The organism is Lelliottia sp. (genome assembly GCF_045627565.1).
GTDB lineage: Bacteria > Pseudomonadota > Gammaproteobacteria > Enterobacterales > Enterobacteriaceae > Enterobacter.
In genome coordinates this window covers 129,237-154,046 of record NZ_JAZQNX010000039.1, presented here as the reverse complement: position 1 = coordinate 154,046, position 24,810 = coordinate 129,237, and the positions used below count along the sequence as shown (strand labels likewise).

Annotated in this window: 24 protein-coding genes, 1 tRNA gene and 2 pseudogenes; 18 read left to right on the top strand and 9 right to left on the bottom strand. The window is 49.9% G+C overall.

Going from position 1 to position 24,810, the window contains the following annotated elements; all coding sequences use genetic code 11:
• The first annotated feature begins 64 nt into the window (after window positions 1-64).
• A complete protein-coding gene (locus tag ACKI5T_RS18910) occupies window positions 65-808 on the top strand; it encodes an SDR family oxidoreductase (RefSeq protein WP_407439421.1) in 744 nt (247 codons plus the stop codon).
• A gap of 35 nt (window positions 809-843) precedes the next feature.
• On the opposite strand, the gene ACKI5T_RS18905 is transcribed toward ACKI5T_RS18910, so the two are convergent.
• Together ACKI5T_RS18905 and ACKI5T_RS18900 are read right to left on the bottom strand one after the other, a co-directional pair.
• Window positions 844-2,277, bottom strand: coding sequence for a 6-phospho-beta-glucosidase (locus tag ACKI5T_RS18905; RefSeq protein ID WP_407439420.1), 1,434 nt, complete (start codon window positions 2,275-2,277; stop codon window positions 844-846).
• 115 nt (window positions 2,278-2,392) lie between these two features.
• The gene (locus ACKI5T_RS18900) at window positions 2,393-3,124 is read right to left on the bottom strand and encodes a MurR/RpiR family transcriptional regulator (protein ID WP_015960310.1); all 732 of its coding nucleotides are present in this window, start codon (window positions 3,122-3,124) and stop codon (window positions 2,393-2,395) included.
• Between the two features lie 52 nt (window positions 3,125-3,176).
• Between ACKI5T_RS18900 and yqfB the strand changes: the two genes are divergently transcribed.
• Both yqfB and ACKI5T_RS18890 read left to right on the top strand, forming a co-directional pair.
• A complete protein-coding gene (yqfB, locus tag ACKI5T_RS18895; protein ID WP_407439419.1) occupies window positions 3,177-3,488 on the top strand; it encodes a N(4)-acetylcytidine aminohydrolase in 312 nt (103 codons plus the stop codon).
• 163 nt (window positions 3,489-3,651) lie between these two features.
• The gene (locus tag ACKI5T_RS18890; RefSeq protein ID WP_407439467.1) at window positions 3,652-4,311 is read left to right on the top strand and encodes a hemolysin III family protein; all 660 of its coding nucleotides are present in this window, start codon (window positions 3,652-3,654) and stop codon (window positions 4,309-4,311) included.
• 42 nt (window positions 4,312-4,353) lie between these two features.
• Here the strand turns inward: ACKI5T_RS18890 and ygfZ are convergent, their stop codons facing one another.
• Window positions 4,354-5,334, bottom strand: coding sequence for a tRNA-modifying protein YgfZ (gene ygfZ / locus ACKI5T_RS18885; protein WP_407439417.1), 981 nt, complete (start codon window positions 5,332-5,334; stop codon window positions 4,354-4,356).
• A 267-nt stretch (window positions 5,335-5,601) separates the two neighbouring features.
• Here ygfZ and sdhE point away from each other — a divergent pair, with 267 nt between their 5' ends.
• Both sdhE and ACKI5T_RS18875 read left to right on the top strand, forming a co-directional pair.
• Entirely contained in the window at window positions 5,602-5,868 is a 267-nt protein-coding gene (sdhE, locus tag ACKI5T_RS18880; protein ID WP_015960306.1) for an FAD assembly factor SdhE, read from the top strand.
• A complete protein-coding gene (locus tag ACKI5T_RS18875; protein WP_407439415.1) occupies window positions 5,849-6,262 on the top strand; it encodes a protein YgfX in 414 nt (137 codons plus the stop codon). Before sdhE ends, ACKI5T_RS18875 begins: the two co-directional genes overlap by 20 nt.
• A gap of 4 nt (window positions 6,263-6,266) precedes the next feature.
• On the opposite strand, the gene fldB is transcribed toward ACKI5T_RS18875, so the two are convergent.
• Window positions 6,267-6,788, bottom strand: a complete 522-nt coding sequence (gene fldB / locus ACKI5T_RS18870; RefSeq protein WP_015960304.1) for a flavodoxin FldB — start codon at window positions 6,786-6,788, stop codon at window positions 6,267-6,269.
• 100 nt (window positions 6,789-6,888) lie between these two features.
• On the opposite strand from fldB, the gene xerD reads away from it, so the two are divergent.
• The 5 genes from xerD (at window position 6,889) to lysS (ending at window position 12,996) form a co-directional block, all read left to right on the top strand.
• The gene (gene xerD / locus ACKI5T_RS18865; RefSeq protein WP_133631337.1) at window positions 6,889-7,785 is read left to right on the top strand and encodes a site-specific tyrosine recombinase XerD; all 897 of its coding nucleotides are present in this window, start codon (window positions 6,889-6,891) and stop codon (window positions 7,783-7,785) included.
• Between the two features lie 28 nt (window positions 7,786-7,813).
• On the top strand, window positions 7,814-8,527 hold the full coding sequence (dsbC, locus tag ACKI5T_RS18860; protein ID WP_015960302.1) for a bifunctional protein-disulfide isomerase/oxidoreductase DsbC: 714 nt from the start codon (window positions 7,814-7,816) through the stop codon (window positions 8,525-8,527).
• Window positions 8,528-8,532: 5 nt separating this feature from the next.
• Window positions 8,533-10,266, top strand: coding sequence for a single-stranded-DNA-specific exonuclease RecJ (recJ, locus tag ACKI5T_RS18855; protein WP_407439412.1), 1,734 nt, complete (start codon window positions 8,533-8,535; stop codon window positions 10,264-10,266).
• 104 nt (window positions 10,267-10,370) lie between these two features.
• Window positions 10,371-11,469 (top strand): peptide chain release factor 2 gene (prfB, locus tag ACKI5T_RS18850; protein WP_096759544.1). Its coding sequence is split into 2 segments (ribosomal slippage): window positions 10,371-10,445 and window positions 10,447-11,469, totalling 1,098 coding nucleotides; the frame shifts between segments, so codons are not numbered across the junction.
• A 9-nt stretch (window positions 11,470-11,478) separates the two neighbouring features.
• Entirely contained in the window at window positions 11,479-12,996 is a 1,518-nt protein-coding gene (gene lysS / locus ACKI5T_RS18845; RefSeq protein ID WP_015960300.1) for a lysine--tRNA ligase, read from the top strand.
• A gap of 49 nt (window positions 12,997-13,045) precedes the next feature.
• Here the strand turns inward: lysS and idi are convergent, their stop codons facing one another.
• Window positions 13,046-13,597 carry an isopentenyl-diphosphate Delta-isomerase gene (idi, locus tag ACKI5T_RS18840; protein ID WP_407439409.1) on the bottom strand — a complete coding sequence of 184 codons (552 nt, stop codon included), beginning with the start codon at window positions 13,595-13,597 and terminating at the stop codon, window positions 13,046-13,048.
• Window positions 13,598-13,756: 159 nt separating this feature from the next.
• On the opposite strand from idi, the gene actS reads away from it, so the two are divergent.
• Together actS and ACKI5T_RS18830 are read left to right on the top strand one after the other, a co-directional pair.
• Complete coding sequence (actS, locus tag ACKI5T_RS18835) at window positions 13,757-14,503, top strand: amidase activator ActS (RefSeq protein WP_407439407.1); 747 nt, start codon at window positions 13,757-13,759, stop codon at window positions 14,501-14,503.
• An 80-nt stretch (window positions 14,504-14,583) separates the two neighbouring features.
• A tRNA-Gly gene (locus ACKI5T_RS18830) sits at window positions 14,584-14,657 on the top strand.
• Between the two features lie 172 nt (window positions 14,658-14,829).
• Here ACKI5T_RS18830 and ACKI5T_RS18825 read toward each other — a convergent pair.
• On the bottom strand, window positions 14,830-15,468 hold the full coding sequence (locus ACKI5T_RS18825; RefSeq protein ID WP_407439405.1) for a hypothetical protein: 639 nt from the start codon (window positions 15,466-15,468) through the stop codon (window positions 14,830-14,832).
• A gap of 1,253 nt (window positions 15,469-16,721) precedes the next feature.
• On the opposite strand from ACKI5T_RS18825, the gene ACKI5T_RS18820 reads away from it, so the two are divergent.
• A complete protein-coding gene (locus tag ACKI5T_RS18820) occupies window positions 16,722-17,330 on the top strand; it encodes a helix-turn-helix domain-containing protein (RefSeq protein ID WP_407439404.1) in 609 nt (202 codons plus the stop codon).
• A gap of 55 nt (window positions 17,331-17,385) precedes the next feature.
• Here ACKI5T_RS18820 and ACKI5T_RS18815 read toward each other — a convergent pair whose 3' ends face one another.
• Entirely contained in the window at window positions 17,386-17,679 is a 294-nt protein-coding gene (locus ACKI5T_RS18815; RefSeq protein ID WP_407439402.1) for a hypothetical protein, read from the bottom strand.
• A gap of 435 nt (window positions 17,680-18,114) precedes the next feature.
• On the opposite strand from ACKI5T_RS18815, the gene ACKI5T_RS18810 reads away from it, so the two are divergent.
• From ACKI5T_RS18810 to ACKI5T_RS18795, 4 genes are all read left to right on the top strand, one after another.
• Entirely contained in the window at window positions 18,115-18,759 is a 645-nt protein-coding gene (locus ACKI5T_RS18810) for a DUF1120 domain-containing protein (protein ID WP_407439400.1), read from the top strand.
• Between the two features lie 152 nt (window positions 18,760-18,911).
• The gene (locus ACKI5T_RS18805; RefSeq protein ID WP_407439398.1) at window positions 18,912-19,619 is read left to right on the top strand and encodes a fimbria/pilus chaperone family protein; all 708 of its coding nucleotides are present in this window, start codon (window positions 18,912-18,914) and stop codon (window positions 19,617-19,619) included.
• Between the two features lie 33 nt (window positions 19,620-19,652).
• Window positions 19,653-22,121, top strand: coding sequence for a fimbrial biogenesis usher protein (locus ACKI5T_RS18800; RefSeq protein ID WP_407439397.1), 2,469 nt, complete (start codon window positions 19,653-19,655; stop codon window positions 22,119-22,121).
• A complete protein-coding gene (locus tag ACKI5T_RS18795; protein ID WP_407439395.1) occupies window positions 22,118-22,672 on the top strand; it encodes a hypothetical protein in 555 nt (184 codons plus the stop codon). The genes ACKI5T_RS18800 and ACKI5T_RS18795 overlap by 4 nt, the downstream gene beginning before the upstream one ends.
• A gap of 384 nt (window positions 22,673-23,056) precedes the next feature.
• On the opposite strand, the pseudogene ACKI5T_RS18790 reads toward ACKI5T_RS18795, so the two are convergent.
• A pseudogene (locus tag ACKI5T_RS18790) lies at window positions 23,057-23,287 on the bottom strand (cytochrome ubiquinol oxidase subunit I); the annotation flags it as partial.
• Here ACKI5T_RS18790 and ACKI5T_RS18785 point away from each other — a divergent pair.
• A pseudogene (locus ACKI5T_RS18785) lies at window positions 23,280-23,480 on the top strand (GNAT family N-acetyltransferase); the annotation flags it as partial. The pseudogenes ACKI5T_RS18790 and ACKI5T_RS18785 overlap by 8 nt on opposite strands.
• A gap of 17 nt (window positions 23,481-23,497) precedes the next feature.
• Here ACKI5T_RS18785 and ACKI5T_RS18780 read toward each other — a convergent pair.
• Window positions 23,498-24,727, bottom strand: coding sequence for an amino acid permease (locus ACKI5T_RS18780; RefSeq protein WP_407439394.1), 1,230 nt, complete (start codon window positions 24,725-24,727; stop codon window positions 23,498-23,500).
• Window positions 24,728-24,810 lie beyond the last annotated feature (83 nt).

Below are 24,810 nucleotides of genomic sequence, written 5' to 3'. Positions count from 1 at the left end.
ACTTAACGTGACTGCTTAAGCCGGGCGAGTGATGCCCGGCTTTTTTATTTTGGAGGGACGTCTATTGGCTATTGCTCTTGTTACCGGCGCAAGCCGCGGAATTGGTAAAGCGGCCGCGCTGCAACTGGCGCGCGAAGGCTACACGGTGGCGGTGAATTATCATCACAACATCAAAGCCGCGACGGATGTGGTCAATCAAATCACCGAGTCCGGCGGCAAAGCCTTTGCGCTACGCGCTGATATCAGCGACGAAACGCAGGTGATGACGATGTTCGAAAGCCTGGACCGTGAAGGCGAACCGCTGGCTGCACTGGTCAACAACGCTGGCATTTTGTTTGAACAAAGCACGATTGAAAACCTCACCGCCGAGCGTATCAATCGCGTATTAGCCACCAACGTGACGGGCTATTTTCTCTGCTGTCGCGAAGCGGTGAAACGCATGTCTCATCAACACGGCGGCAAAGGCGGGGCGATAGTGAACGTGTCGTCTGCGGCGTCGCGTCTTGGGGCTCCCGGTGAGTATGTCGATTATGCCGCCTCGAAAGGTGCGGTAGATTCGTTGACCATCGGGTTATCGCTGGAGGTGGCGGCGCAGGGTATTCGCGTGAACTGCGTGCGTCCAGGGCTAATTTATACCGACATTCATGCTTCTGGCGGTGAACCAGAGCGCGTGGATCGGGTGAAATCTCTGTTACCGATGCAGCGCGGCGGCCAGCCCGAAGAGGTGGCACAGGCGATAGTCTGGCTGCTGAGCGAAAAGGCGTCTTACGTGACGGGCAGTTTTCTGGAATTAGCGGGCGGGAAATAATTTTCCCTCTCCCCATCGGGGAGAGGGAATGAAATTCAGAGGGTTTCGCCGTTGCTGGCGATCACCGCTTTGTACCACTCGAAACTTTTCTTACGGGAACGCGACATGTCGCCAGTCCCGTCGTCGTGTTTGTTCACGTAGATAAAGCCGTAACGCTTGCTGTACTGACCGGTGGTGAATGACACGCAGTCGATGCAGCCCCATGGCGTATAGCCCATCAGGTCTACCCCGTCATAGGTGACCGCTTTGATCATCTCTTCGACGTGAGCGCGCAGGTAATCGATGCGGTAGTCATCGTTGATGCTGCCGTCGTCTTCCACTTTATCGTAAGCGCCAAAACCGTTTTCCACGATAAACAGCGGTTTCTGATAGCGCTCGTAAAGTTCACACAGCGCATAGCGTAATCCTATCGGATCAATCTGCCAGCCCCAGTCGGACGCTTTCACATGTGGGTTTGGCACGCTGCCTTCGAAGCCGGAAATCGCATCGCCTGTCCCGCCTTCCGCTTTGACCGCATTGGTCATGTAATAGCTAAAACCTAAGTAAGCGCAGGTGCCTTCACGCAGGATCTGTTCGTCGCCGGCTTCCATTTTGATTGAGAAACCGCGGCGCTCCCATTCGTTTAGCACGTAGGACGGGTAGTAGCCGCGCAGCTGGACGTCGGTAAAGACATAGCGTTCACGCATAGATTCCTGAGCAAACATTACGTCTTCGGGTTTGCAGGAGAACGGATAGAGCGCCACCATCGCCAGCATGCAGCCGACCTGCATCTCTGGATTAATACGACGCGCGGCTTTGACCGCCAGCGCGCTGGCCACAAACTGATGGTGCAGCACCTGGTACATGGTCTCTTCCGGGTTTTCATGCTCGGTGTACACCACGCCAGAACAGCAATAACCAAACAGCGGCGCGCGCCAGTTGCGCTGGTTATTGATTTCGTTAAAGGTCATCCAGTATTTGACCTTGGTTTTGTAGCGCTCGAAGACCACTTCGGCAAAACGCACGAAGAAATCCACCACTTTACGGTTGGTCCAGCCGCCGTATTCTTGCACCAGATGCAGCGGCATTTCGAAGTGGGAGAGGGTGATGACCGGTTCGATGTTGTACTTCAACAGTTCGTCGAACATGTCGTCGTAAAACTTCAGCCCTTCTTCATTCGGCTGGGTTTCGTCGCCTTTCGGAAAGATACGCGTCCAGGCGATTGAGGTTCGGAAGCATTTGAAGCCCATCTCTGCAAAGAGCTTGATGTCTTCTTTGTAATGACCGTGGAAGTCGATGGCTTCGTAGTTCGGGTAATATTTTCCCTCGATCACTTCCTGCGTGATTTCGCGCGGAACGCCGTGCGCGCCGCCGGTCAGCACATCGCAAATGCTGGGGCCTTTGCCGCCTTTGTTCCAACCGCCTTCAACCTGGTGAGCAGCGACCGCGCCGCCCCATAAAAAGTCTTTTGGTAAGGTGAGTTTTTTCATATTAGCGAGTCTCGAATTGTTGCTGTTGTATTCGAGTCTAGCAAAGCGGAATTAAATGTCACGATATAACAAATGGCGACTTATGTGATTTGTTACATCAAAAAAACAGCCTGTTTTATTCCGCCAGTTTCTTCGCCAGTTTCCGGCCTAATGATTCAAGAATATAAATAACCGGGATTTGAGTGGTTATATCGTAGACGCCGCCAATACGGGTTTGCGGCACATGCCATGAGAGATTAAAGTCGGCAAGTTTTGCCAAACGAGAGTGCTCATGGCTGGTGATGGACAGCACTTTACAGTTGTGCAGGCTGAACTGGCTGGCGAAGCGCAGGATCTCTTCGGTTTCACCAGAAACAGAAAGCACAATCGCCAGCGCATTTTTCGCCATATCGTTGGTAACCGGGAAATAGGGATCGTCGATATGATTGCTGAATTTACCAATATTTGAAAAGAATCGTGCACCATATTTTGCCAGCGAACCAGAGGTCCCTGCGCCAACAAATATAATACGTTCGGACGATAATATAATATCAACCGCTTGCGCTAATAATGAATCAAATTCTTCATTATTGACGCTGCGGAAGAAACTGATAATTTCACTGGCACCGAAATTAGCCTGTTGGGGTTCATTATTCTCTAAATATAATTTAAAGCGCAGACGGAATTCAGAATAGCCTTCACAGTTGAGCTTACGGCAAAAACGCAGCACTGTGGTTGTGGAGACTCCCGCCGCGTCCGCCAGTTCGCGGATGGTCATGTACGTGACCTTGTCGCGGTTTTTGATAGCATAGTTGTAAACCATCATCTCAAGATTGTTGAGACTGGCAATGGCAGAATGGGAGAACATGCTCACGATGGCTAAACTCACTCATCAGACTTTATCTTCAGGGAATAATACCATGCAGCCAAACGACATCACTTTTTTTCAGCGCTTTCAGGAAGACATTCTGGCCGGGCGAAAAACCATCACCATCCGCGACGACTCAGAATCACACTTTACCGCAGGCGATATTCTGCGCGTTGGGCGCTATGAGGATGAGGGCTACTTTTGCACGATTGAGGTCATCCGCACATCGACGGTGACGCTAGATGCGTTAACTGAAAAACATGCGCAGCAGGAAAACATGTCGCTGGAAACGCTTAAAGAGGTCATCGCCGAGATTTACCCTAACCAGTCCCAGTTTTATGTGATTGAATTCAAATGTCTTTAACAAAAAAGAACAGTCGTTAGGTGAGTTTTAACGTCAATGTAATGATTTTAATGGATTATTCTGGAAGCGGTGTTTATTTTAGCTAACAGGTGTTCACTGGAATCGTTCTCAGTTAGCATAGTTTTGCGATACATTTTTATCTTCTGTTATCCTGGAGTTTCCTATAGTGAGCAAACCAATCGTTGCACAGGGATATTCACTGGCTGAGGAAATAGCCAACAGTATTAGCCATGGTATTGGTCTCGTTTTTGGTATTGTCGGTTTGGTGCTTCTGCTGGTGCAGGCGGTTGATACAAACGCCAATGCGCTAGCTATCACCAGCTACAGCCTGTATGGCGGGAGTATGATTCTGCTCTTTCTCGCCTCAACGCTGTATCACGCCATTCCGCACCAGCGGGCCAAAATCTGGCTTAAGAAATTTGATCACTGCGCTATCTATCTCCTGATTGCCGGAACCTATACCCCATTTTTGCTGGTGGGGTTAAATTCGCCTTTATCACGTGGCCTGATGATCGTCATCTGGGGTCTGGCGCTGCTCGGTATCTTGTTTAAGCTTACGATTGCGCACCGGTTTAAAGTGCTTTCGCTAGTGACGTATCTGACGATGGGTTGGCTGTCACTGATCGTGGTATATCAACTGGCGACAAAACTGGACGCGGGTGGTGTGACGTTGCTGGCGTTGGGAGGGATTATCTATTCACTCGGCGTGATTTTTTACGTCTGTAAACGTATTCCGTATAACCACGCTATTTGGCATGGCTTTGTGTTGGGCGGGAGCGTGTGTCATTTCCTGGCGATTTATTTGTACGTTGCGCAGGTGTAGCGTTTTGAACGCCCGGCAATGAAGGCACTGCCGGGCAAAGCATTACTCTTCTAATGAATACGGCAGCGGCTGGATGCTTAATGTACTGGCATCGTCACGCACGCGGAACACGCTGTCAGCTTCCATATCATTATTCATGACAACCTGGACTAACACGCGTCCGTCATCAAGCTGAACCGCGGCAAGCACAGTACCTGTGCGACGCCAGTTTTCACCCATTTTCAGCTCAAGATCTTCACCGGCTTCCGGCACACGGCTGGCGTTTCCTGCCAGATACCACAGCGCGCGCTTGTTCGCCCCGCGGAATTTTGCCCGGGCTACCATCTCCTGACCGGTATAACAGCCTTTTTTAAAGCTGATGCCGCCGAGCGCCTGAATATTGGTTGCCTGCGGAATAAATTGTGCACTGTTTACCGCATCAATGATCGGCAGACCCGCTTCAATATTCAGCGCTAACCACTGCTGGCTATTGTTGAATTGCGCTTCGCCACGCAGCGCCTCGGTCACGCGATCCGCCGTCGCCACATCCGTGACCAGCAGGAAGCGCTCATCTGGGTGTTCAAACCACAGAAGCGAGGTTACGCCATCGTTGATCAACGGTTTATCCGCATCCGGCAGCGCGCTGAAGAGATTTTTCAGCGCCGCGCGTGCCTGAAAACCGGCAACGCCAAGCAGCACATTTTCGTCATCTGCAACGATCGTCACTTTGGAGAAAACCGCGTACTTTTTTAGTTCAGTCAGCTGTGCATCTCGCAAGCTACGGCGTTCGATACAGGCAAAACCGTCCTGACGACGGAACAGACGTAGATTGCTCCACATCTTCCCTTTGGGATCGCAATGCGCCACCAGCAGATGCTGATGCTCGCCTAACTGGGCAACGTCGGCAGTGACCTGACCCTGAAGATATTTTTCACTGTCAGCGCCAGAAATCGTCGCCAGAGCCCAGTCATCAAGAGAAATAAGCGTCAGCGGCAGACGCGCAGAGGCGACAGGCTGGCGAGGAGGAAATGGGTTAAAAGCCATAGTGATATCCTGAATTGCTTAACGCTTTGTTAATGCCTAATGGTAAAAGAGACAGCAGTCATTGCAAGCGCTTTCAGCAGCCCAATTGTGCCTTATTAGCGTTCTGCGTTGCGTCACGCAAAACAGAGTAATCCGCTCTCTTTATAGGGGATTTTTCTGGAAGCGTGCTTCCAGTCAGTGATTTTCCTGTAATGGAACGGCAAAAAACACGTTACACTAGAAATCGTCCCTCTTAGAGGTAGAAGAAACGTTTAGCAGGAAATCAACATGGACATTAGCAATAAAGCTCGTATTCACTGGGCTTGCCGTCGCGGCATGCGCGAACTTGATATTTCCGTCATGCCATTCTTCGAGTATGAGTACGACAGCTTAAGCGACGACGATAAGCGTCTATTTATTCGCCTTCTTGAAAGTGACGATCCTGATTTATTCAACTGGCTGATGAATCACGGCAAACCCGCCGACACCGAGTTGCAACGGATGGTGCAATTAATTCAAACACGGAATCGGGAACGTGGTCCTGTGGCAATCTGATCTGCGCGTTTCGTGGCGCTCACAGTGGATGTCTTTGTTACTCCACGGAATGGTTGCGGCCTTTGTTTTGCTGATGCCGTGGCCCCTTAGCTACACCCCGCTATGGATGCTATTACTCTCGCTAGTCGTGTTCGACAGCGTGCGCAGCCAGCGACGTATCAATTCCTGTCAGGGCGAAATCAAGCTGCTGATGGACTCGCGTCTACGTTGGCAAGGTAAAGAGTGGGAAATCGTTGGTACGCCCTGGATGCTGAGTTTTGGCATGATGTTTCGCTTGCGTGACGTGCAAGGCGGACGAAGCCAGCATTTATGGCTTTCGGCGGACAGTATGGATTCTGACGAGTGGCGAGATTTGCGTCGGATGGTTTTACAGCAACCGACGCCCGGTCGATAGCGGATTAGCTAAATTTTTCCGCCATTTCACCCAGAATTTGTTCACACCAGTTTTGCAGGCGTTCGTCACTGAGATCGTACTGGTTGGTTTCGTCCAGCGCCAGGCCCACAAACAGCTGGCCATCAGCAATCACCGGTTTTGGACTGGTGAACTCGTAGCCCTCTGTTGGCCAGTAGCCGATAAAATGAACGCCTTTTGGGGCAAGTTTATCGTGCAGCATACCGAGCGCATCAAGGAACCACTCGCCATATCCTAACTGATCGCCCATGCCGTAAAGCGCAACGATTTTGCCTTCCAGGTTGAGTGAATCGAGCTGCTCCCAAATGGCTTCCCAGTCTTCCTGTATCTCACCAAAATCCCAGGTCGGAATGCCTAAAATCAGTACATCGTACTGTTCCATTTCGGTGGGCGCATCGTCTTTAAGATTGTGGAGAGTCACCAGTTCAGGGCCGATAATGTCGCGAATTTTCTCCGCTGCCATCTCGGTATAGCAGGTGCTGGAACCATAAAACAGACCAATATTCATCGCGTAAACTTCTCAATACTTGCTTTGACTTTGCGCGTAGTGTACCAGAAAGCTGTACCATTACGTCATAATGGCCGAGGGCTGAATCACAGGAGCAGACGTGGAAAAGGATCTCGCACTCATCGAACAATTTCTCGATGCGCTCTGGCTAGAGAAGAACCTGGCGGAGAACACGCTGAGCGCCTATCGTCGCGATTTAACGATGCTGGCGGAATGGCTCGCGCACCGTGGCTTGTCCCTGGAACAGGCACAACGTGACGATCTCCAGGCGCTACTGGCCGAACGTATGGACGGCGGCTACAAAGCCACCAGTTCAGCGCGCTTGCTCAGCGCAATGCGACGCCTTTTTCAGCATCTGTATCGCGAGAAGATTCGCGCTGACGATCCGAGTGCGCTACTGGCGTCCCCCAAGCTGCCGCAGCGTTTACCTAAAGATCTCAGCGAAGCACAAGTGGACAGATTATTACAGTCGCCTACGGTTGACGTGCCGCTGGAGTTACGCGATAAAGCCATGCTTGAAGTGCTTTACGCCACGGGCTTACGCGTCTCGGAACTGGTGGGTTTGACGATGAGCGATATCAGCCTGCGTCAGGGCGTGGTCCGCGTAATAGGTAAAGGAAACAAAGAACGTCTGGTCCCGCTTGGCGAAGAGGCGGTGTACTGGGTGGAGACTTATCTGGAGCATGGTCGACCATGGCTTCTGAACGGCGTTTCTATTGATGTTCTGTTTCCCAGTCAGCGCGCGCAACAAATGACACGACAAACCTTCTGGCATCGCATAAAACATTACGCCACACTGGCGGGTATCGACAGTGAAAAACTTTCGCCGCATGTTCTGCGCCATGCCTTCGCAACGCACTTGCTCAATCATGGCGCTGATTTGCGCGTCGTACAGATGTTGCTGGGACACAGTGACCTGTCAACCACGCAAATCTATACCCACGTTGCAACAGAACGGTTGCGGCAGCTACACCAACAGCACCACCCGCGAGCGTGAGTGCCGACACATAGTCATAGGATCGAAAATGAAAAAATCTTTAGCGCTGTTCTCTCTGCTGGCTGCATCCTGGGCGGGCTTTGCTCATGCTGACGATGCGGCAATCAAGCAGTCACTGGCCAAACTCGGCGTGACCAGCAGTGATATCCAGCCTGCACCCGTAGCCGGAATGAAAACGGTACTGACGAACAGCGGTGTGCTCTACGTTACCGAAGACGGCAAGCATTTCGTTCAAGGTCCAATGTATGACGTCAGTGGTGCGCAGCCCGTCAACATCACTAATCAGTTGCTGATGAAAAACCTGAATGCGCTCGAAAAAGAGATGATTGTCTACAAAGCAGCGCAGGAAAAACACGTCATTACCGTTTTCACTGATATCACCTGTGGCTATTGCCACAAGCTGCATGAAGAGATGAAAGACTACAACGCGCTGGGGATCACCGTGCGTTATCTGGCCTTCCCACGTGCGGGTCTTCAGAGCCAGCCAGAGCAGGACATGAAAGCTATCTGGTGTGCCAAAGATCCGAAACAAGCGTTTGATGATGCGATGAACGGCAAAGGCGTGAAACCGGCGTCTTGCGACATCGACATTGCGAACCATTACGCGCTGGGCGTGCAGTTCGGCGTGACCGGAACGCCTGCCATCGTGCTGAGCAACGGTTACGTCGTGCCGGGTTACCAGGGGCCGAAAGAGATGAAAGAGTTTCTCGACGCGCACCAGAAACAGACTGGCGGTAAATAATTCGCGTGAAAGCAAAGACCCAACTGCGCCGCCGTGAGGTGGATGAAAGCGTTAATTTACCTGCCGATCTTTCGCCGCTTCTGCGTCGACTTTATGCGGGACGTGGCGTGCGCAATGCCGACGAACTTGAGCGTAGCGTCAAAGGGATGCTGCCGTGGCAGCAGCTCAGCGGTGTAGAAACGGCGACCGAGCTGCTTTACAACGCGCTACGTGAAGGGACGCGCATTGTCGTTGTCGGTGACTTTGACGCCGATGGCGCAACCAGCACCGCGTTAACGGTGCTCAGCCTGCGCGCACTCGGCTGCGATAATGTCACCTATCTGGTGCCGAATCGCTTTGAAGATGGCTACGGCCTGAGTCCAGAAGTGGTCGATCAGGCGAAAGCGCGTGGCGCCCAGATGATCTTAACCGTCGATAATGGGATCTCGTCACACGCCGGGGTCGATCGGGCGCACCAGCTAGGGATCCCGGTTATCGTTACCGATCACCATTTGCCGGGTGACACCTTGCCTGCCGCAGACGCGATCATTAACCCCAATCTGCGCGACTGCGACTTCCCGTCAAAATCGCTCGCGGGTGTAGGGGTAGCGTTCTACTTAATGCTGGCGCTGCGCACGTTACTGCGTGATAAAGGCTGGTTTGAGGCGCGCGGGATTGCGGTACCGAATCTGGCGGAGTATCTCGATCTGGTGGCGCTGGGGACGGTCGCGGACGTTGTCCCGCTGGATACCAATAACCGTATTTTGACCTGGCAGGGTTTGAGCCGGATTCGCGCGGGTAAATGTCGGCCCGGCATCAAAGCGCTGCTGGAAATTTCCAACCGCGATGCGCAAAAGCTGGCCGCAAGCGATTTAGGTTTTGCTCTGGGCCCACGTCTAAACGCGGCAGGGCGGCTGGATGATATGTCTGTTGGCGTGGCGTTGCTGCTGTGCGACAACATCGGCGAAGCGCGCGTGCTGGCTAACGAGCTTGATGCGTTGAATGAGACACGCAAAGAAATTGAGCAGGGGATGCAGGCAGAGGCGCTGACGCTGTGTGAAAAACTTGAGCGTAGCAGCGAAACGCTGCCCGGCGGGCTGGCGATGTACCATCCGGAATGGCATCAGGGCGTCGTGGGCATTTTGGCCTCGCGTATTAAAGAGCGTTTTCACCGTCCGGTGATCGCGTTTGCGCCAGCGGGGGACGGCACGCTAAAAGGCTCGGGTCGTTCTATTCAGGGGCTGCATATGCGCGACGCGCTGGAGCGTCTGGATACGCTGCACCCTGGGTTGATGATTAAATTCGGCGGTCATGCCATGGCTGCGGGTTTATCGCTGGAAGAGACGAAATTTGATGAGTTTCAACGGCTCTTTAGCGCGCTGGTGACTGACTGGCTCGATCCCGCGTTGTTGCAGGGTGAAGTGGTTTCTGATGGCGCGCTGACGCCTGCTGAAATGACCATGGAAATTGCGCAACTGCTGCGTGAATCGGGCCCCTGGGGACAAATGTTCCCGGAACCGCTGTTTGACGGGCGTTTTCGTTTACTGCAACAGCGCCTGGTGGGTGAGCGTCATCTAAAAGTGATGGTTGAACCGATTGGCGGCGGCCCGCTGCTGGATGGGATTGCCTTCAACGTTGATACCTCGGTTTGGCCTGATAACGGCGTGCGCGAAGTCGAACTGGCCTACAAACTGGATATCAATGAGTTTCGCGGAAATCGCAGTTTGCAAATCATCATCGATCATATCTGGCCGATGTAAGCTGACCAATTTAGCGTCACTATTCTCTATAAAAAAGAGCGTGGATTGGGTACAATCCCGCTCTTATCACCGCATTTTGACTAGTCCAATAAAGAAAACAGACCATGTTTGAAATTAATCCGGTAAAAAACCGCATTCAAGACCTTACGGAGCGCTCCGCCGTTCTTAGGGGGTATCTTTGACTATGATGCGAAGAAAGAACGTCTTGAAGAAGTAAACGCCGAGCTGGAACAGCCGGACGTCTGGAACGAACCTGAACGCGCCCAGGCGCTGGGTAAAGAGCGTTCCTCCCTCGAAGCCATCGTTGAAACGCTGGATCAAATGACGCAGGGACTGGAAGACGTTTCTGGTCTGCTGGAATTAGCGGTCGAAGCCGACGACGAAGAAACATTCAACGAAACGATCGCTGAGCTCGACGTATTAGAAGAGAAACTGGCGCAGCTTGAATTCCGCCGCATGTTCTCCGGCGAATACGACAGCGCTGATTGCTATCTTGATATCCAGGCCGGTTCTGGCGGAACAGAAGCGCAAGACTGGGCGAGCATGCTGGCGCGTATGTATTTGCGCTGGGCAGAAGCGCGCGGCTTCAAAACCGAGATTATCGAAGAGTCTGAAGGTGAAGTGGCGGGTCTTAAATCCATCACCATCAAGATCATTGGCGATTATGCTTACGGCTGGCTGCGTACCGAAACGGGCGTTCATCGCCTGGTGCGTAAAAGCCCGTTCGACTCAGGCGGTCGCCGTCATACCTCTTTCAGTTCTGCGTTTGTCTATCCAGAAGTGAAGGACGATATCGATATCGAAATCAACCCAGCTGACTTGCGCATTGACGTTTATCGCGCATCTGGCGCTGGCGGTCAGCACGTTAACCGAACGGAATCCGCGGTGCGTATTACCCACCTTCCGACCAACACGGTAACGCAATGCCAGAACGACCGTTCGCAACATAAGAACAAAGACCAGGCCATGAAGCAGATGAAAGCGAAGCTTTATGAGCTGGAGATGCAGAAGAAAAATGCCGAGAAACAGGTGATGGAAGATAACAAATCTGACATCGGCTGGGGCAGCCAGATTCGTTCTTATGTCCTTGATGACTCCCGCATTAAAGACTTGCGTACCGGGGTTGAAACCCGTAACACGCAGGCGGTGCTGGACGGCAGCCTGGATCAATTTATCGAAGCAAGTTTGAAAGCAGGGTTATGAGGAACCAACATGTCTGAACAACAAGCACAGGGCACTGACGCGGTAGTCGATCTTAATAACGAGCTGAAAACACGTCGCGAAAAGCTGGCTGCACTGCGTGAGCAGGGGATTCCATTCCCGAACGATTTTCGTCGCGATCACACTTCCGATCAGCTGCATGCTGACTTCGATGCAAAAGAAAACGAAGAGCTGGAAGCGCTGAACGTAGAAGTGTCCGTTGCAGGCCGCATGATGACCCGCCGTATCATGGGTAAAGCGTCCTTCGTGACGTTGCAGGACGTCGGTGGTCGTATTCAGCTGTACGTTTCCCGCGACGATCTGCCAGAAGGCATTTATAACGAGCAGTTCAAAAAGTGGGACCTGGGCGACATCCTTGGCGCGAAAGGCAAGCTGTTCAAGACCAAGACGGGTGAACTCTCTATACACTGCACTGAACTGCGCCTGCTGACCAAAGCGCTGCGTCCGTTGCCGGATAAATTCCACGGTCTGCAGGATCAGGAAGCGCGCTATCGCCAGCGCTACCTGGATCTCATCTCTAACGATGAATCCCGCAAAACGTTCAAAATCCGTTCCCAGATTATGGCGGGCATCCGTCAGTTCATGGTTGGCCGTGATTTTATGGAAGTCGAAACGCCAATGATGCAGGTGATTCCGGGTGGCGCTTCTGCGCGTCCGTTCGTCACCCATCACAATGCGCTGGACCTGGACATGTACCTGCGCATCGCGCCGGAACTGTACCTGAAGCGTCTGGTGGTTGGCGGCTTCGAACGCGTGTTCGAAATTAATCGTAACTTCCGTAACGAAGGTATTTCCGTTCGCCATAACCCAGAGTTCACCATGATGGAGCTCTATATGGCGTACGCGGATTACAAAGATCTGATCGAGCTGACCGAGTCTCTGTTCCGCACCCTGGCGCAGAATATTCTGGGCACCACGGAAGTGCCTTACGGCGACGAAGTGTTCGACTTTGGTAAGCCGTTCGTGAAGCTGACCATGCGCGAAGCGATCAAGAAATACCGTCCAGAAACCGAAATGGCCGATCTGGATAACTACGATTCTGCGAAAGCAATCGCGGAAAGCATCGGTATCAAAGTTGAGAAGAGCTGGGGTCAGGGTCGTATCGTGACTGAGATCTTCGAAGAAGTGGCAGAAGCGCATCTGATTCAGCCAACCTTCATCACTGAATACCCTGCTGAAGTGTCTCCCCTGGCGCGTCGTAATGACGAAAACCCGGAAATCACTGACCGCTTTGAGTTCTTCATCGGTGGCCGCGAAATCGGTAACGGCTTTAGCGAGCTGAACGATGCGCAGGATCAGGCGCAGCGCTTCCAGGATCAGGTTGATGCGAAAGCAGCAGGCGATGATGAAGCGATGTTCTTCGACGAAGACTACGTGACTGCCCTGGAACACGGCTTGCCGCCAACGGCGGGTCTGGGTATTGGCATCGACCGTATGGTGATGCTGTTTACCAACAGCCACACCATCCGTGATGTGATCCTGTTCCCGGCGATGCGTCCGGTAAAATAAGGTCGTAACGATCTAAAAAGCCCCGACGTTTATCGCGTCGGGGCTTTTTTTATGCCTTTACGTTATCGGCGAAGTGTTTGAGCTTTTCAGAAGCGTTAGCCGCTTCCGAAACCATCCACGGGCTGAAGGCCCACGGCGTGGCCTCCAGAGCGCGTAACACTGATGTCAGTTCAACCCACTGATAATCCATTACTTCATCTGGATTCACCTTGACTGGGCTGATAATCTGTGCCGCAAACACCGGGCAAATTTCGTTTTCAACGATGCCTGAGGGATCGATTTCGCAGTAACGGAAATCCGCTGCGATCGTCGTGAGCTGCGCGATCTCTACGCCGACTTCGAAAAGGCAGCGGCGCGCTATCGCCTGTTCAGTGGTTTCGCCGATTTGTGGATGGCCGCAGACCGAGTTTGTCCAAACGCCAGGCCAGGCTTTTTTGCTCAATGCGCGGCGGGTCACAAGGCATTGACCCCGATCGTTAAACAGCCACGACGAGAAAGCCAGATGCAGTGAGGTGTGAGAAGTGTGCGCAGCGTACTTCTCCTGAGTGCCAACAACCTCTCCCTGGTCGTTAACCAAAATGACGTGTTCTTGTATGCTCATTCAGACTCCAGTACCCGAACGACGGGACGGCGAAATTATATCTCACTCTCCAGCAAACGAGTTGTCGCCCCGAGCTTAAATGCGGATTAACGGCAAAAGTTGGCAACAGGATTTAGGCTGTTATCATAGGATGCCATTTACCTTGACCAAGGATCCGTTTTGTTCGCAGGAAGCCTGACGAGAAATCCCCTGAGTGCTATTTTCTGCCTGGCGCTGGCATTGCTGCTGGCGGGCTGTTCTGGCAGTAAATCATCTGACATGGGCAGTTATTCCGGTTCGGTGTACACCGTTAAGCGCGGTGACACGTTGTATCGCATTTCTCGTGCGACGGGCACCAGCGTGAAGGATCTGGCGCGTCTCAATAGCATTTCACCTCCCTACACAATCGAGGTGGGCCAAAAGCTTAAGGTGAATGGCGGTAGTGCGTCAGGTAAGAAATCCTCAACCAAGAGCGGCAAAACTGCTGCGGTGACGCCATCGTATGCCGTTCCAAAATCGTCATGGCCGCCGGTAGGGCAGCGCTGCTGGGTCTGGCCTGCCAGTGGTAAAGTGATTACCCCGTATTCGACTGCAGAAGGCGGCAATAAAGGGATCGATATTGCGGGCTCACGCGGTGCGCCGGTTTATGCGTCCGGAGCAGGGAAGGTGGTGTATGTGGGGAATCAGCTGCGCGGTTACGGTAATCTGATCATGATTAAGCACGGTGAAGACTACATTACCGCCTATGCGCACAACGACTCATTGCTGGTCAATAACGGGCAAAATGTGAAAGCCGGGCAAAAGATCGCGACGATGGGCAGCACGGGTGCCAGCTCCGTTGCCCTGCATTTCCAGATTCGCTACCGTGCAACCGCAATCGATCCTCAGCGTTATCTCCCGGCGCAGGGCAGCAAACCAAAATGCTAAACGGTTAATTAATCGCCAGTTAGCGTTTGGGTGGCTTGTGCGAAAAAGCGTAAGGTCTATAATGCCTTACGCACCTCAAAGCGGGCGTAGTTCAATGGTAGAACGAGAGCTTCCCAAGCTCTATACGAGGGTTCGATTCCCTTCGCCCGCTCCAGATCTTTCCCCTTGCTGCAAAACACCGCCAGTAACTGGCTTAAATGTGTTTTTCTATCAATAAGTTACTTAACATTAGTTGTCTGTAATCGTTCTACCATTGAACGACGGTTTGCCAACAAGAGGTACACTGTTAGTTGTCACGGATAGTTACTATGGAAGTAAGAGTATAACTATTCGTCATCGCCATAAGATCCCCCTAAAACGCCATCTACAGTGCCGCCGGAATACGGAAAGAATGAATCGGCAGTGGTTGCACCTTCCGCTGCAACATGCTGAGCTACACCACCGCGAGTTTCCTGGAATGGTTGTAAGTTACATGAATTAGAGTATTGCTCTTTGAATACTTCGTTCATCTCAACGACAAGCATTGAGGACATGTCTCCACCCTTTGCGATGAGAAATCTTTGCAGCGATACCGGAACGGTGAAATCTTCCTCGGCTTCAATAGGTAATTGTGTCGTCGTAGACGTGCAACCGTGCTCAAATACCTTTGAGCCAGCAAACTTAATCCCTAAAACTGAATGCGTGGTGCAGTTGCTGCCAGTAACGTCATACTCATCAATGGTATGACCTCTCCTCCTTGTAGTTTCTGGGATTTTTGATGTTTGTATGGCTGGCTCACTGCTGTCCCAAAGGTCTTCGAAGAATGCTCTTATCTTCACCGAGTCGGCATCGTCTATGCGGATTACTTTATGGCCTTCACAGGCCATGTCTTTATCAAAAAACGGGTGATCGGTACATCCTTCAAGAATTCTGCCACCGCAAACAGTCTTATCACCCCTGAATAGATAATTACCCTTGGCTCCCATTAGTGCTTACTCCCTGGCATGGTCAGGAATCCATTCGGGAGAGTGTCACCTTCACGGAAAACCAGTCTATTGCTGGATTGTGGCATTGAGATTATTTCATCTTCATTATCAAGCATACTTCCAACCAGTGCAGCAGATGCCCCCTGCATTACTCGTGCTGCACCAGCACCTGAAATGATAAGTGAAAGTTCGTTTCTTAACAGAAGGTTATCCGGCGAAATTGTGGGGGGCGATAAATTTTAGTTAGGGGATGTTATGGCAGGTGTATTGGCAAGCACGGCGCCTGCGGTAGGGATTATTGATAAAGCGGTGAGCATCACACAGAAACTGGCGAATAACAGTGATGAACTGGACAAGGCCCCGCAATCATCGTAGCGTTGACCTAAAAAACTATCACTCCCTTTGTCAAACGCCGCGAATGTGGGTATTCCCTTATGATTACCTGAAATAAATACAAACAATGAAGCATATAATAGAATACTTAAGATAAGCATTAATAGGGTAATATCCACTATCACGGGGACATAAAAGTAGTAAAGAGATCGGCATGGGTATTCAATGCAAAACAACGGCCCTGCATAATTTTAAGAATGCTCATATATTTTGGGCGATTTTCCTACAAGGCAATGTGTGTGAGTTTTTTCTTTGTTAGTTATTTATTCAATGCATAACTTTACCAATTCGAGACTAAGATAAGTGATATCAAGGCTGCTTCCCAATCGTAATGGTATGCATGGATACTGCTCTGGTTTTACTTCGACCAGGAGTGCTTTTATTTCCGAGTCAGAAAAACAATTAAAATCATAACTGTTTAGATACCATTGGCAAAAATCAATATCCGAATTTAAAATTAAAACTTTGGAAGTATGGTCACAAAATTGAAGTGCTGAACAACTTAACATTGTCATTGAATTGGCTCCTTTACTTAAAAATAAATTTATTCTTAATTATAGTATCTAAGGCCCATACCTCTGTCTATGAACATATAATCCATAATAAGATAATGCATAAATTTATCACTGCTCCTCATAAAGTCAGTTCGGGTCCGCGGTCCCTCGTGTTTTGACAAGGTTTTTTTGGTGAGCTTAGGCTGCCGTGGCCTCTTACCGTTAGTGGGGGCGTTTATAGCTTACGTTGAGATGATACTTAACATAAAAAATACGCGCATGATTTTTCGCGTCATATCATACTATCTGATATCATTTAATTAAGATGTGATCCTATTCGATTTTTTTATTGGGATTCTTAGCCAGATGAAACCAAAAGACGCAATACTCAAGATTATCAATAGTCTATCTAATCCGGCGAATATCCGTACCGGGAGTGCACGGCGTATGATTTCTCTGGAAAGCCAGGCTGGACCCGTTTGTCTCTTGCTGCATGAAGGTACTGTAGCTGTTTATAGAGAACAGGGGCATTTATTAATGAGATATGCTCAAGCACCCATGGTGTTTGGGATGAATGAGCTTTTCGATGCGAATGAGGGGTGGTTTTATCAAGCCAGTGGTGCAATTCGCTACGAATTGATCCCCGTAGCAACTGTGATCGAAAAGATTGACCAGTTTGCATTGTGGAAAGAGGCCTCCTACGTCTATATGTACGCAATTAAACGGCTTGTCGAAGCACATAATACCTCCGCTGGCCTCTCTACCTACGATCTTATTCGCCTCAATCTTTTCGCATTGATGGATGAAAAAGAAGAACTGCGTTTGTCAGTTAATGCAAGTGACTACATTTTAGAAAAAACAGGGCTTTCCCGGAGTCGCATTATGAAAATCATCAGCGATCTTCGCACCGGTGAGCATATTGTCATTCAGCGTGGAATTTTAATCGCCATTAACAAACTTCCCCAGAATTATTAAATATCACTTAATGCGTCATGCCTGGCGTAGTCACCCATTGCGCCAGGAGCGTAACTCACCTGTCATTGAAAGGTGAAGTTTTAACGGTGTATGCAGGTGCTGAAAGCGGAAAGGTAGCATTGCCACTGCTGTCGATGGTCACCGTTTCGCTATCGACATCCCTGTAAAATTGGCTACGGTCATTACCCTTGGCGATTTGCATCGACAAATTCTCCGCCCCGTCTTGTGTATTATTTGCGAAACCGATGTTTGCTGAGGCGTCAGCCTGACCCGAAAAGGTGGCTGTTACTTTGCTGGTTATCACTGGCACCGGACAGGGCGAGCACGCTGTTGTCAGTTGTGTCTGCATTTTAGGTTCCGCTTAATGACACGGTAATATACACACTATCGCCATTATTGGACCGCTGAGATTTTGCAGACAAACAATACGCACGGCTATTTTTTTATATCCTAAATAATATCTCATTTAGGACAAGCCATGGTTTGCCGAACGCGTTGTTATGCAACGTGCTGATATAAAAACATTTCCATTGGCTGGACTCTTCGCCTGGTTGGCGGTTTTCCTTCGTTCCTTCAATGTGTGCAACGCCTGTGCGTACTTATTTAGCGTGTTTAAGGCGATGCTCATATCGCTTTACTCTAAAAGTTCTATTTAAAATCTTATATAGGATCCAAATTTACTCTTCATCCTTCACTGTTATGTTTATCATAACACTCACCTGCTCTTTCCTGTATTGAGAAGAGCTAAAAAATCTTATCTTGAAACTATGAAATGAGTTTAAGCATGAAAAATAAATTACTGGCTTTATTCCTTTGCAGTTTAACATCATCCGTCTGGGCAGCATCCACGGTTGATCTGACGGTTAAAGGCACCTTAACAAATTCAGCCTGTACACCAACATTAAGCAATGGTGGCGTGGTTGATTTCGGTAAAACAAGTTTATCCACGCTTACCGCTACGGGAGATAATGCGTTGCGTGCAAAAACAATTACGTTAACCATCACCTGTGACGCTGCCACAACGGTGGGTTTTGTTGTTGATGATAATAGAGCGGATAGCGTTAGTACGGCCAGTAGCTATAATTTTGGAATGGGGAAAACAGCCGGGGGTGTTAATTTGGGGTATTATAAAATCACCGCCACGACAAGCCCTATGGCAGATGGGGTCGCCGGGATAATAATTTCTTCGAATAAAACGATGTTAGACGATAATAGTTGGGTTAAGGGGATGATAGCAAGTGGTATACAGCCAGAAGCATATGTTTACAGCGTCTCAAAAACGGATTCCAACCCAGCGGTCCCCACTGCATTTAAGGTCGGCGTTTTTGATTTAAGTATTGCCCCTTATATTCAAGGTACAGATACTCTGAATATCACAGACGATACTGAGTTGGATGGCCTCGCAACCATTTCTGTCCTCTATTTATAATTAGATATGGAATGACACATTCGTTAAAACCTGACGTATGTCAGGTTTTAACTCTATTTTTCAATAAGGCGCTTGCCAGGGATATAAAATATTTTCTTATCTTTTTTTTAAAGATGATTCTTTAAACCTCAATTGATATATAGAGTATAATTATGTCCTTATCTAAATTTTATGTTTATTCCTCTGCTGTTGTTATGCTCGCCGCTTTTGCGATACATTCTGCCCCTGCTGCTGCGATGGGTCTCGTACCCGAAACATCCATGCTCCTGATTAAAGAAGCTGAAAATGGCGGCAGTATGAACCTGAAGAACAGCGAGGCAAACCCTTTACTGTTATATACCACGGTTGTGGATCTACCTGATGATACTGGCACCCATTTGTTGGTTACTCAGCCGGTAACGCGGGTTGAAGGAAACCAGACTCAGCACGTGCGATTTGTACTTCAGACAGACGCGCCGTTAACCACTGAACATCTGAAACGGGTTATTTTTGAAGGTATTCCTCAAAATACCCCGGGTAAAAATAAAGTGGGTTTCAGCATTCGCCAGAATCTTCCTGTCATTATTCATCCGACCAATCTGCCGGAAGTACAGAATGCGTGGACTCTGTTGACCTATAAGGCCAAGGGTAAACAGCTTACGTTAACCAACCCCAGCCCTTATGTCGTTCGCTTTCAACCCACAGTGACCACGCTGCCTTCGAATAACACGGCATCAATGAAACAAACGTACATCCTGCCGGGCAAAACGCTGACAGTGGAGATGAAGAAAGAAATAAGTGCAGACAGTCAGGTAAAAATCGCACCGGTGAGCCGCTATGGTGTGAAAGTTGACGACTACATCGCTTCATTAACCCATTAATACATGGCTGTTCAATCCAGAATCCTAACCCCTATGTCAACGAATCGCCGGTCAAACCCGTTCAAATTGTCTCAGCTTTGTATTGTGATACTCATCCTCGCTCTGCCTGTCGCAAAATCCAGAGCTGAAGGCACGACAAACGGGTTTGACATCGAAACGCTCAAAAACCGCGGACTGGACAGTGCTTTGGGGAAATATTTTGCTGATTCAGCAAAGTTTATGCCAGGAAGGCATCCCCTCGCTTTGCATGTGAATGGTAACGATCGTGGAACCGTCACGGCGCGGTTTGGCAGCCAGGGACAGCTCTGTGTCGATCGGGATTTTTTAAACAGTGCCGGTCTCAACGTGCCTTCAGGCCTGGGCGAAAGCGCCCCAGATCAGGCGGATGCTCAGCCTGCGTCTGAAGAGTGCTACGACTATCAAAAAGATTATCCGACAGCCGTTATTACACCTCTTCCCGGAGAGGAGCGGCTGGACATTGTCGTCCCTGAAGAGGCGCTGGCCATGAGCGATAAGGCACAGATCCCCTATGTCACAGGCGGGACCGCAGGATTATTTAATTATACTCTTTTCAGCACGCATAATGACTCATCAAGTGACTCGAGTACGTACTCTCAGGCTGCACTTGAAGAGGGGCTGAATTTTAGTGACTGGATGATTCGCAGCCGCCAGGTAGTCACAAAAGAAGATGATGCCTTTAATAGCGAAAGCCTCTATACCTATGCACAGCATACTTTTGTCGAGCAAAAGGCGATTGTTCAGGCTGGACAAATCAACATATCGAATACGCTTTTTTCCGGTTCATCTATTAGCGGGATACAGATGATCCCTGAAACGGCATTAACAGGAAGTGACGAATCGGGTGTTACCGTGAGAGGGCTGGCGAGAGGGCCGCAGGCTCGTGTAGAAGTCAGACAGGCAGGCGCACTCGTCTATTCAACGTTAGTCCCCATGGGACCTTTTGTCCTCAATAATGTTCCGATTACCAGCGTAAATACCTCACTTGAGGTCACCGTCAAAGAAACTGACGGAAAAGAAAATCATTTCATTATTCCCGCTCAGGCGCTGCGCCCGAATCAGCTAGGCGGCCCACAAGGACTCTCGTTAGCGATAGGTAAACTACGCGATATCGGTGACGAATATGACAAAGCAACACCTGTGCTCTTAACGGCTTCAAAAGGCTGGAAGCTGCAAAGGTGGATGAACGTGAGTGCAGGTGGTCTGGTGACCGAAAAATATACCGGTCTCGCAACGTCAGTCGATGTGGCTCCGATGAAAAATACGGTCGTATCCATGACGCTGAAAGAGTCGCAGGATAAGCAGAATGGCAATACCGGGAGTAATGCCATTCTGAATGCCAGTTATTCTGCAACAGAACATCTTTCCGTTTCAGGGGCTGTCTCGCGTTACAGCGCAGGATACCGTGAATTAGGTGATACGTTACAGGACGATTTTTCTCAGTATACCGGGCAATACAGTGCCAATATTAACTGGAGTAATGAAACCTTAGGCTCATTCTCACTCGGCTATAATCTGAGTGAAGGGGCAAACGGCGAAGACGACAGCAAGAGTGTGTCATTATCCTGGGGGAAAACCTTCTCCCGCGTCAACGTATCGGTCAACGTGCAAAATCAGCTTAACCATGAGAGCGATAATTCTCATCGCAGCAATGAGGGCGCTCAGGTTTATGTCAATCTCAGCGTACCCCTGGGATCTCAGCGTGTTGGTGCTTACTGGCGTAAGCAGGGCGAATCGCAAAGCGCGGGTTTGCAAACGAGTGGTAATGTGAACCCTGAAATGTCGTATGCGATCTCAGCCGATCGGGACCTCACGTCTCATGAGAACAGTTTCAACGGCAGTCTTTCTGATAATTTGCACTATGCGCAGTTAGGATTAAATGCCGGTACTAACGGACCAGACAGCAAAAACTACGGGGCGACATTATCGGGTGGTGTTCTTGCACATTCAGAAGGTGTGACGTTCTCCCCATATGCAATTGGCGATACATTTGCGCTGGTGTCCCTCGGGGATAAAATCAGCAATGTCGAAATTTCAACGCCATCCGGCGACGTCTGGACCGATCGCTGGGGGCATGCGGTTGTGGCTTCTTTGCCAGCCTACCAGAGCTCACGAATTGAAATTAACACTGAAACGCTGCCAAAAAATATTGATGTGAATAATGGTACGAGCATGGTAAGCGAAGGCCACGGTGCCGTCAGTCAGGTAAAATTCGGCGTGCTCAATGTGCGTCGGGGGATGCTTCGCGTGAAACCTTCGGCCAATAACATGATGAAAAAAGGCAGCTCTATTGTTGATGAAAAAGGCAATTACATTGCGACAGCTATCGATGATGGCATGGTCTTTTTAACCGACCTGGATAATCTTCCGACGCTCTATGTGACCGATGAAAAGGGTCAAAAACAGTGTCAGTTACATTACTCTCTTGCCAAAGAACGCGATTTAAATGCGTTCTATGAAAATATTACCGGAGTATGTCAATGAATACCGTAATGAAAAAAGGTGCTTGCGGGTTGTTACTGTTGTTGGGCAGTCACGTTGCCTTTGCTGATTGTCAGTTATCTGTCTCCCAGCATAATGTTGATTACGGAAATATCAAAAATAGCGATGTAAAACAGAGCGGAAAAAAATGGAATGCCTTGCCAGACCGTACACTGCAGTTATCCGCGTGGTGTACCGAACCCCACAAGATGGCGCTGTTTTTTGACGGTAAAGTGGGGGATAAAGGGGCGATGACATTTGGACAAAATAGCGCCATGCTTATGGTTGCAAGCGGTGCCTTACTGGACGGAAAACCTGTTTCGTTAAACCATACAACGAACCGGGATATTTTTTCTCCGGCAGGGCATTCTGACCAGAAACATATTGTACGCAGCCAACAGGGACTCATCCCTGTTCAGGGAAGTGAAATATTATCTGGCAAACAATTTTCAGTCACATTGACAGTAAAACCAGAAATCAGTAGCACTGAGTTTGCTATAACAGACAAAAGCGATTTGATGAGTCATATTCACATTAGCGTTGAAACCAACTAGAGACAATTCTCTGATGGGGCGTGGTAACCCCAGGCGAAATATCCTAAACATATTCGGCTTTCAAGGTTGCATCAATATACAGGCCATTATTCATCTGCTGGCGATGATATCCACCTTAGTCGCTGGTCCGGACACCATTATCGCTGTTTTGTACAGTGCATTATCCTTATCACGCCAGAGATTTACCGAAACAGCACGCGAATTTACCACCAACCGGGCAGCCGTTGATAATGTTTGACCCCGACTAGGTGTCGGGTCTGGCTTTGGATCCGGTATCACGTTTTTCAATACGATGTCTTTAAGTCTCTTAGCGGTACACACCAACGTCAGAGGTCATTGAGTTGAAGATTGCAGCACGTGCATCTGCGGCAGGGCCCTATGTAAATATGCCCGCAGCATTGGCACCTGTTTATCCAGGCTGTGCGTCAGGATCAGGCTGCCGAGGGCGGGGATTGCAAGCCCGTATTTGGTGCGTTCTTCTGCTATATCCGGTACGCCAAACAGCAGCAGTGGTGTGGCTTCACCGGGCGGATTCTCCCAGTGGCCTTCAATAGCGGCTATCTTAGCGGGCTGGTGCTCCAGCGTGTTCAGGCCATACATATCGCCGGCCACGGCGGCGCTGAACTATGCGTTTGAGGTTCTGGCCCTGGATGAAATCGTCTCGTTCACCGCAGTCTTGAACACGCCATCAGAGAATCTGATGAAGCGCCTGGGAATGAAACGGGCCGGGGACTTTGCCCATCCGGCACTCGCGCCTGACGATCGACTTTCACAACACGTTCTGTATCAAATTCGACGCCCTGCGTGAGGCCGGGCGTCCTCGGTTTACCCCACAAACATCACCGATACGCACAACACGCCAACAATCAGCGTGATCAGGCTGCCGATGGAACGATACGGTTTCAGCGACGGGATCAGGTACGTTGACAGCGTTGGCATGATAAACAGAATCATGGCAATCAGCGGACCACTGATCGCATAAATCATTGAAATAGCGTTGGGGTTAATGCAGCACACCACGAAGGTAATGAACGAGACGGCCATTATCGACAGCGCGCGGTTAAAGGCGCGGCTTTTCTTGATTCCCACCTGATTCAGCGATGACTTCACGATCTCCGTCGCTCCCTCAATCACCCCAAAATAGGTGCCGAGAAACGATTTCGACATCGCCACAATGGCCACGATGATGCCAGAAATACCCAGCCAGGCCGGAGAAGATGGCATCATTGAAAGCGCAGACAAAATGGTCACACCTTCTTCTTTTGCCGCCACAATGTACGACGGCGGAATCGACAGCAGACAGCTGAAGACAAAGAACAACACGCTCAGACAAATAATCAGGTACGCGACTTTCATGATTTTTTTGCATTTACCCATGGCCGCATCGCCATACTTTTCTCGTCGGTCGACAGCAAAAGTTGAGATGATCGGAGTATGGCTAAAAGCGAAAACCATCACTGGAATAGAAATCCATACCTGGTGCAGCGTGTGTTGATTCACCGCCATCTGGCTGGTGAGCAATGACGGCTGCCAGCTGGCGGTAAGATATAGCGAAACAAACAAAAAGTAGGCGATCAGCGGAAAGACCAGGAAACCCATCACCTTGATGGTGATATGGCGACCCGTCAAAAAGATCAGGTTTAATACCATCACCACGCCCAGACTCACCATGACCCGCACGGTGGTGTCGACCGTCAGATGCCTGGCGAGCTGTTCGGTTATCGAGTTAGTGATCGCCACAGCATAGATCAGTACCACCACGAAAAAGGCGACAAAGTAGAGCGTGGTAATCAGGTTGCCGATTTTTTTCCCGTAATAGTGAGTGACCGCGCGGGTGATCCCTTCGCTGCCTTTGGCATTCGACGAAAGGATAAATTGTGCGAGCGCTCTGTGCGGCCAGTAGGTTAACGGATACGCCACAAGGGCGGTAACGAGCAGGACGATAGCGCCTGCGGAACCGAGCTGAATAGGCAAGAACAGCGTTCCTGCGCCCACGGCAGTGCCGTAAAGGGCGAAACTCCAGAGAGTCTCTTCTTTTGACCAAATTTTCGACATTAGAGCAACGTATCAACTATAAAACGAACAAAAAGAAGTGCAATTTACCATAGTTATGGTTTTAGGGCGCAGTTGACGTGATC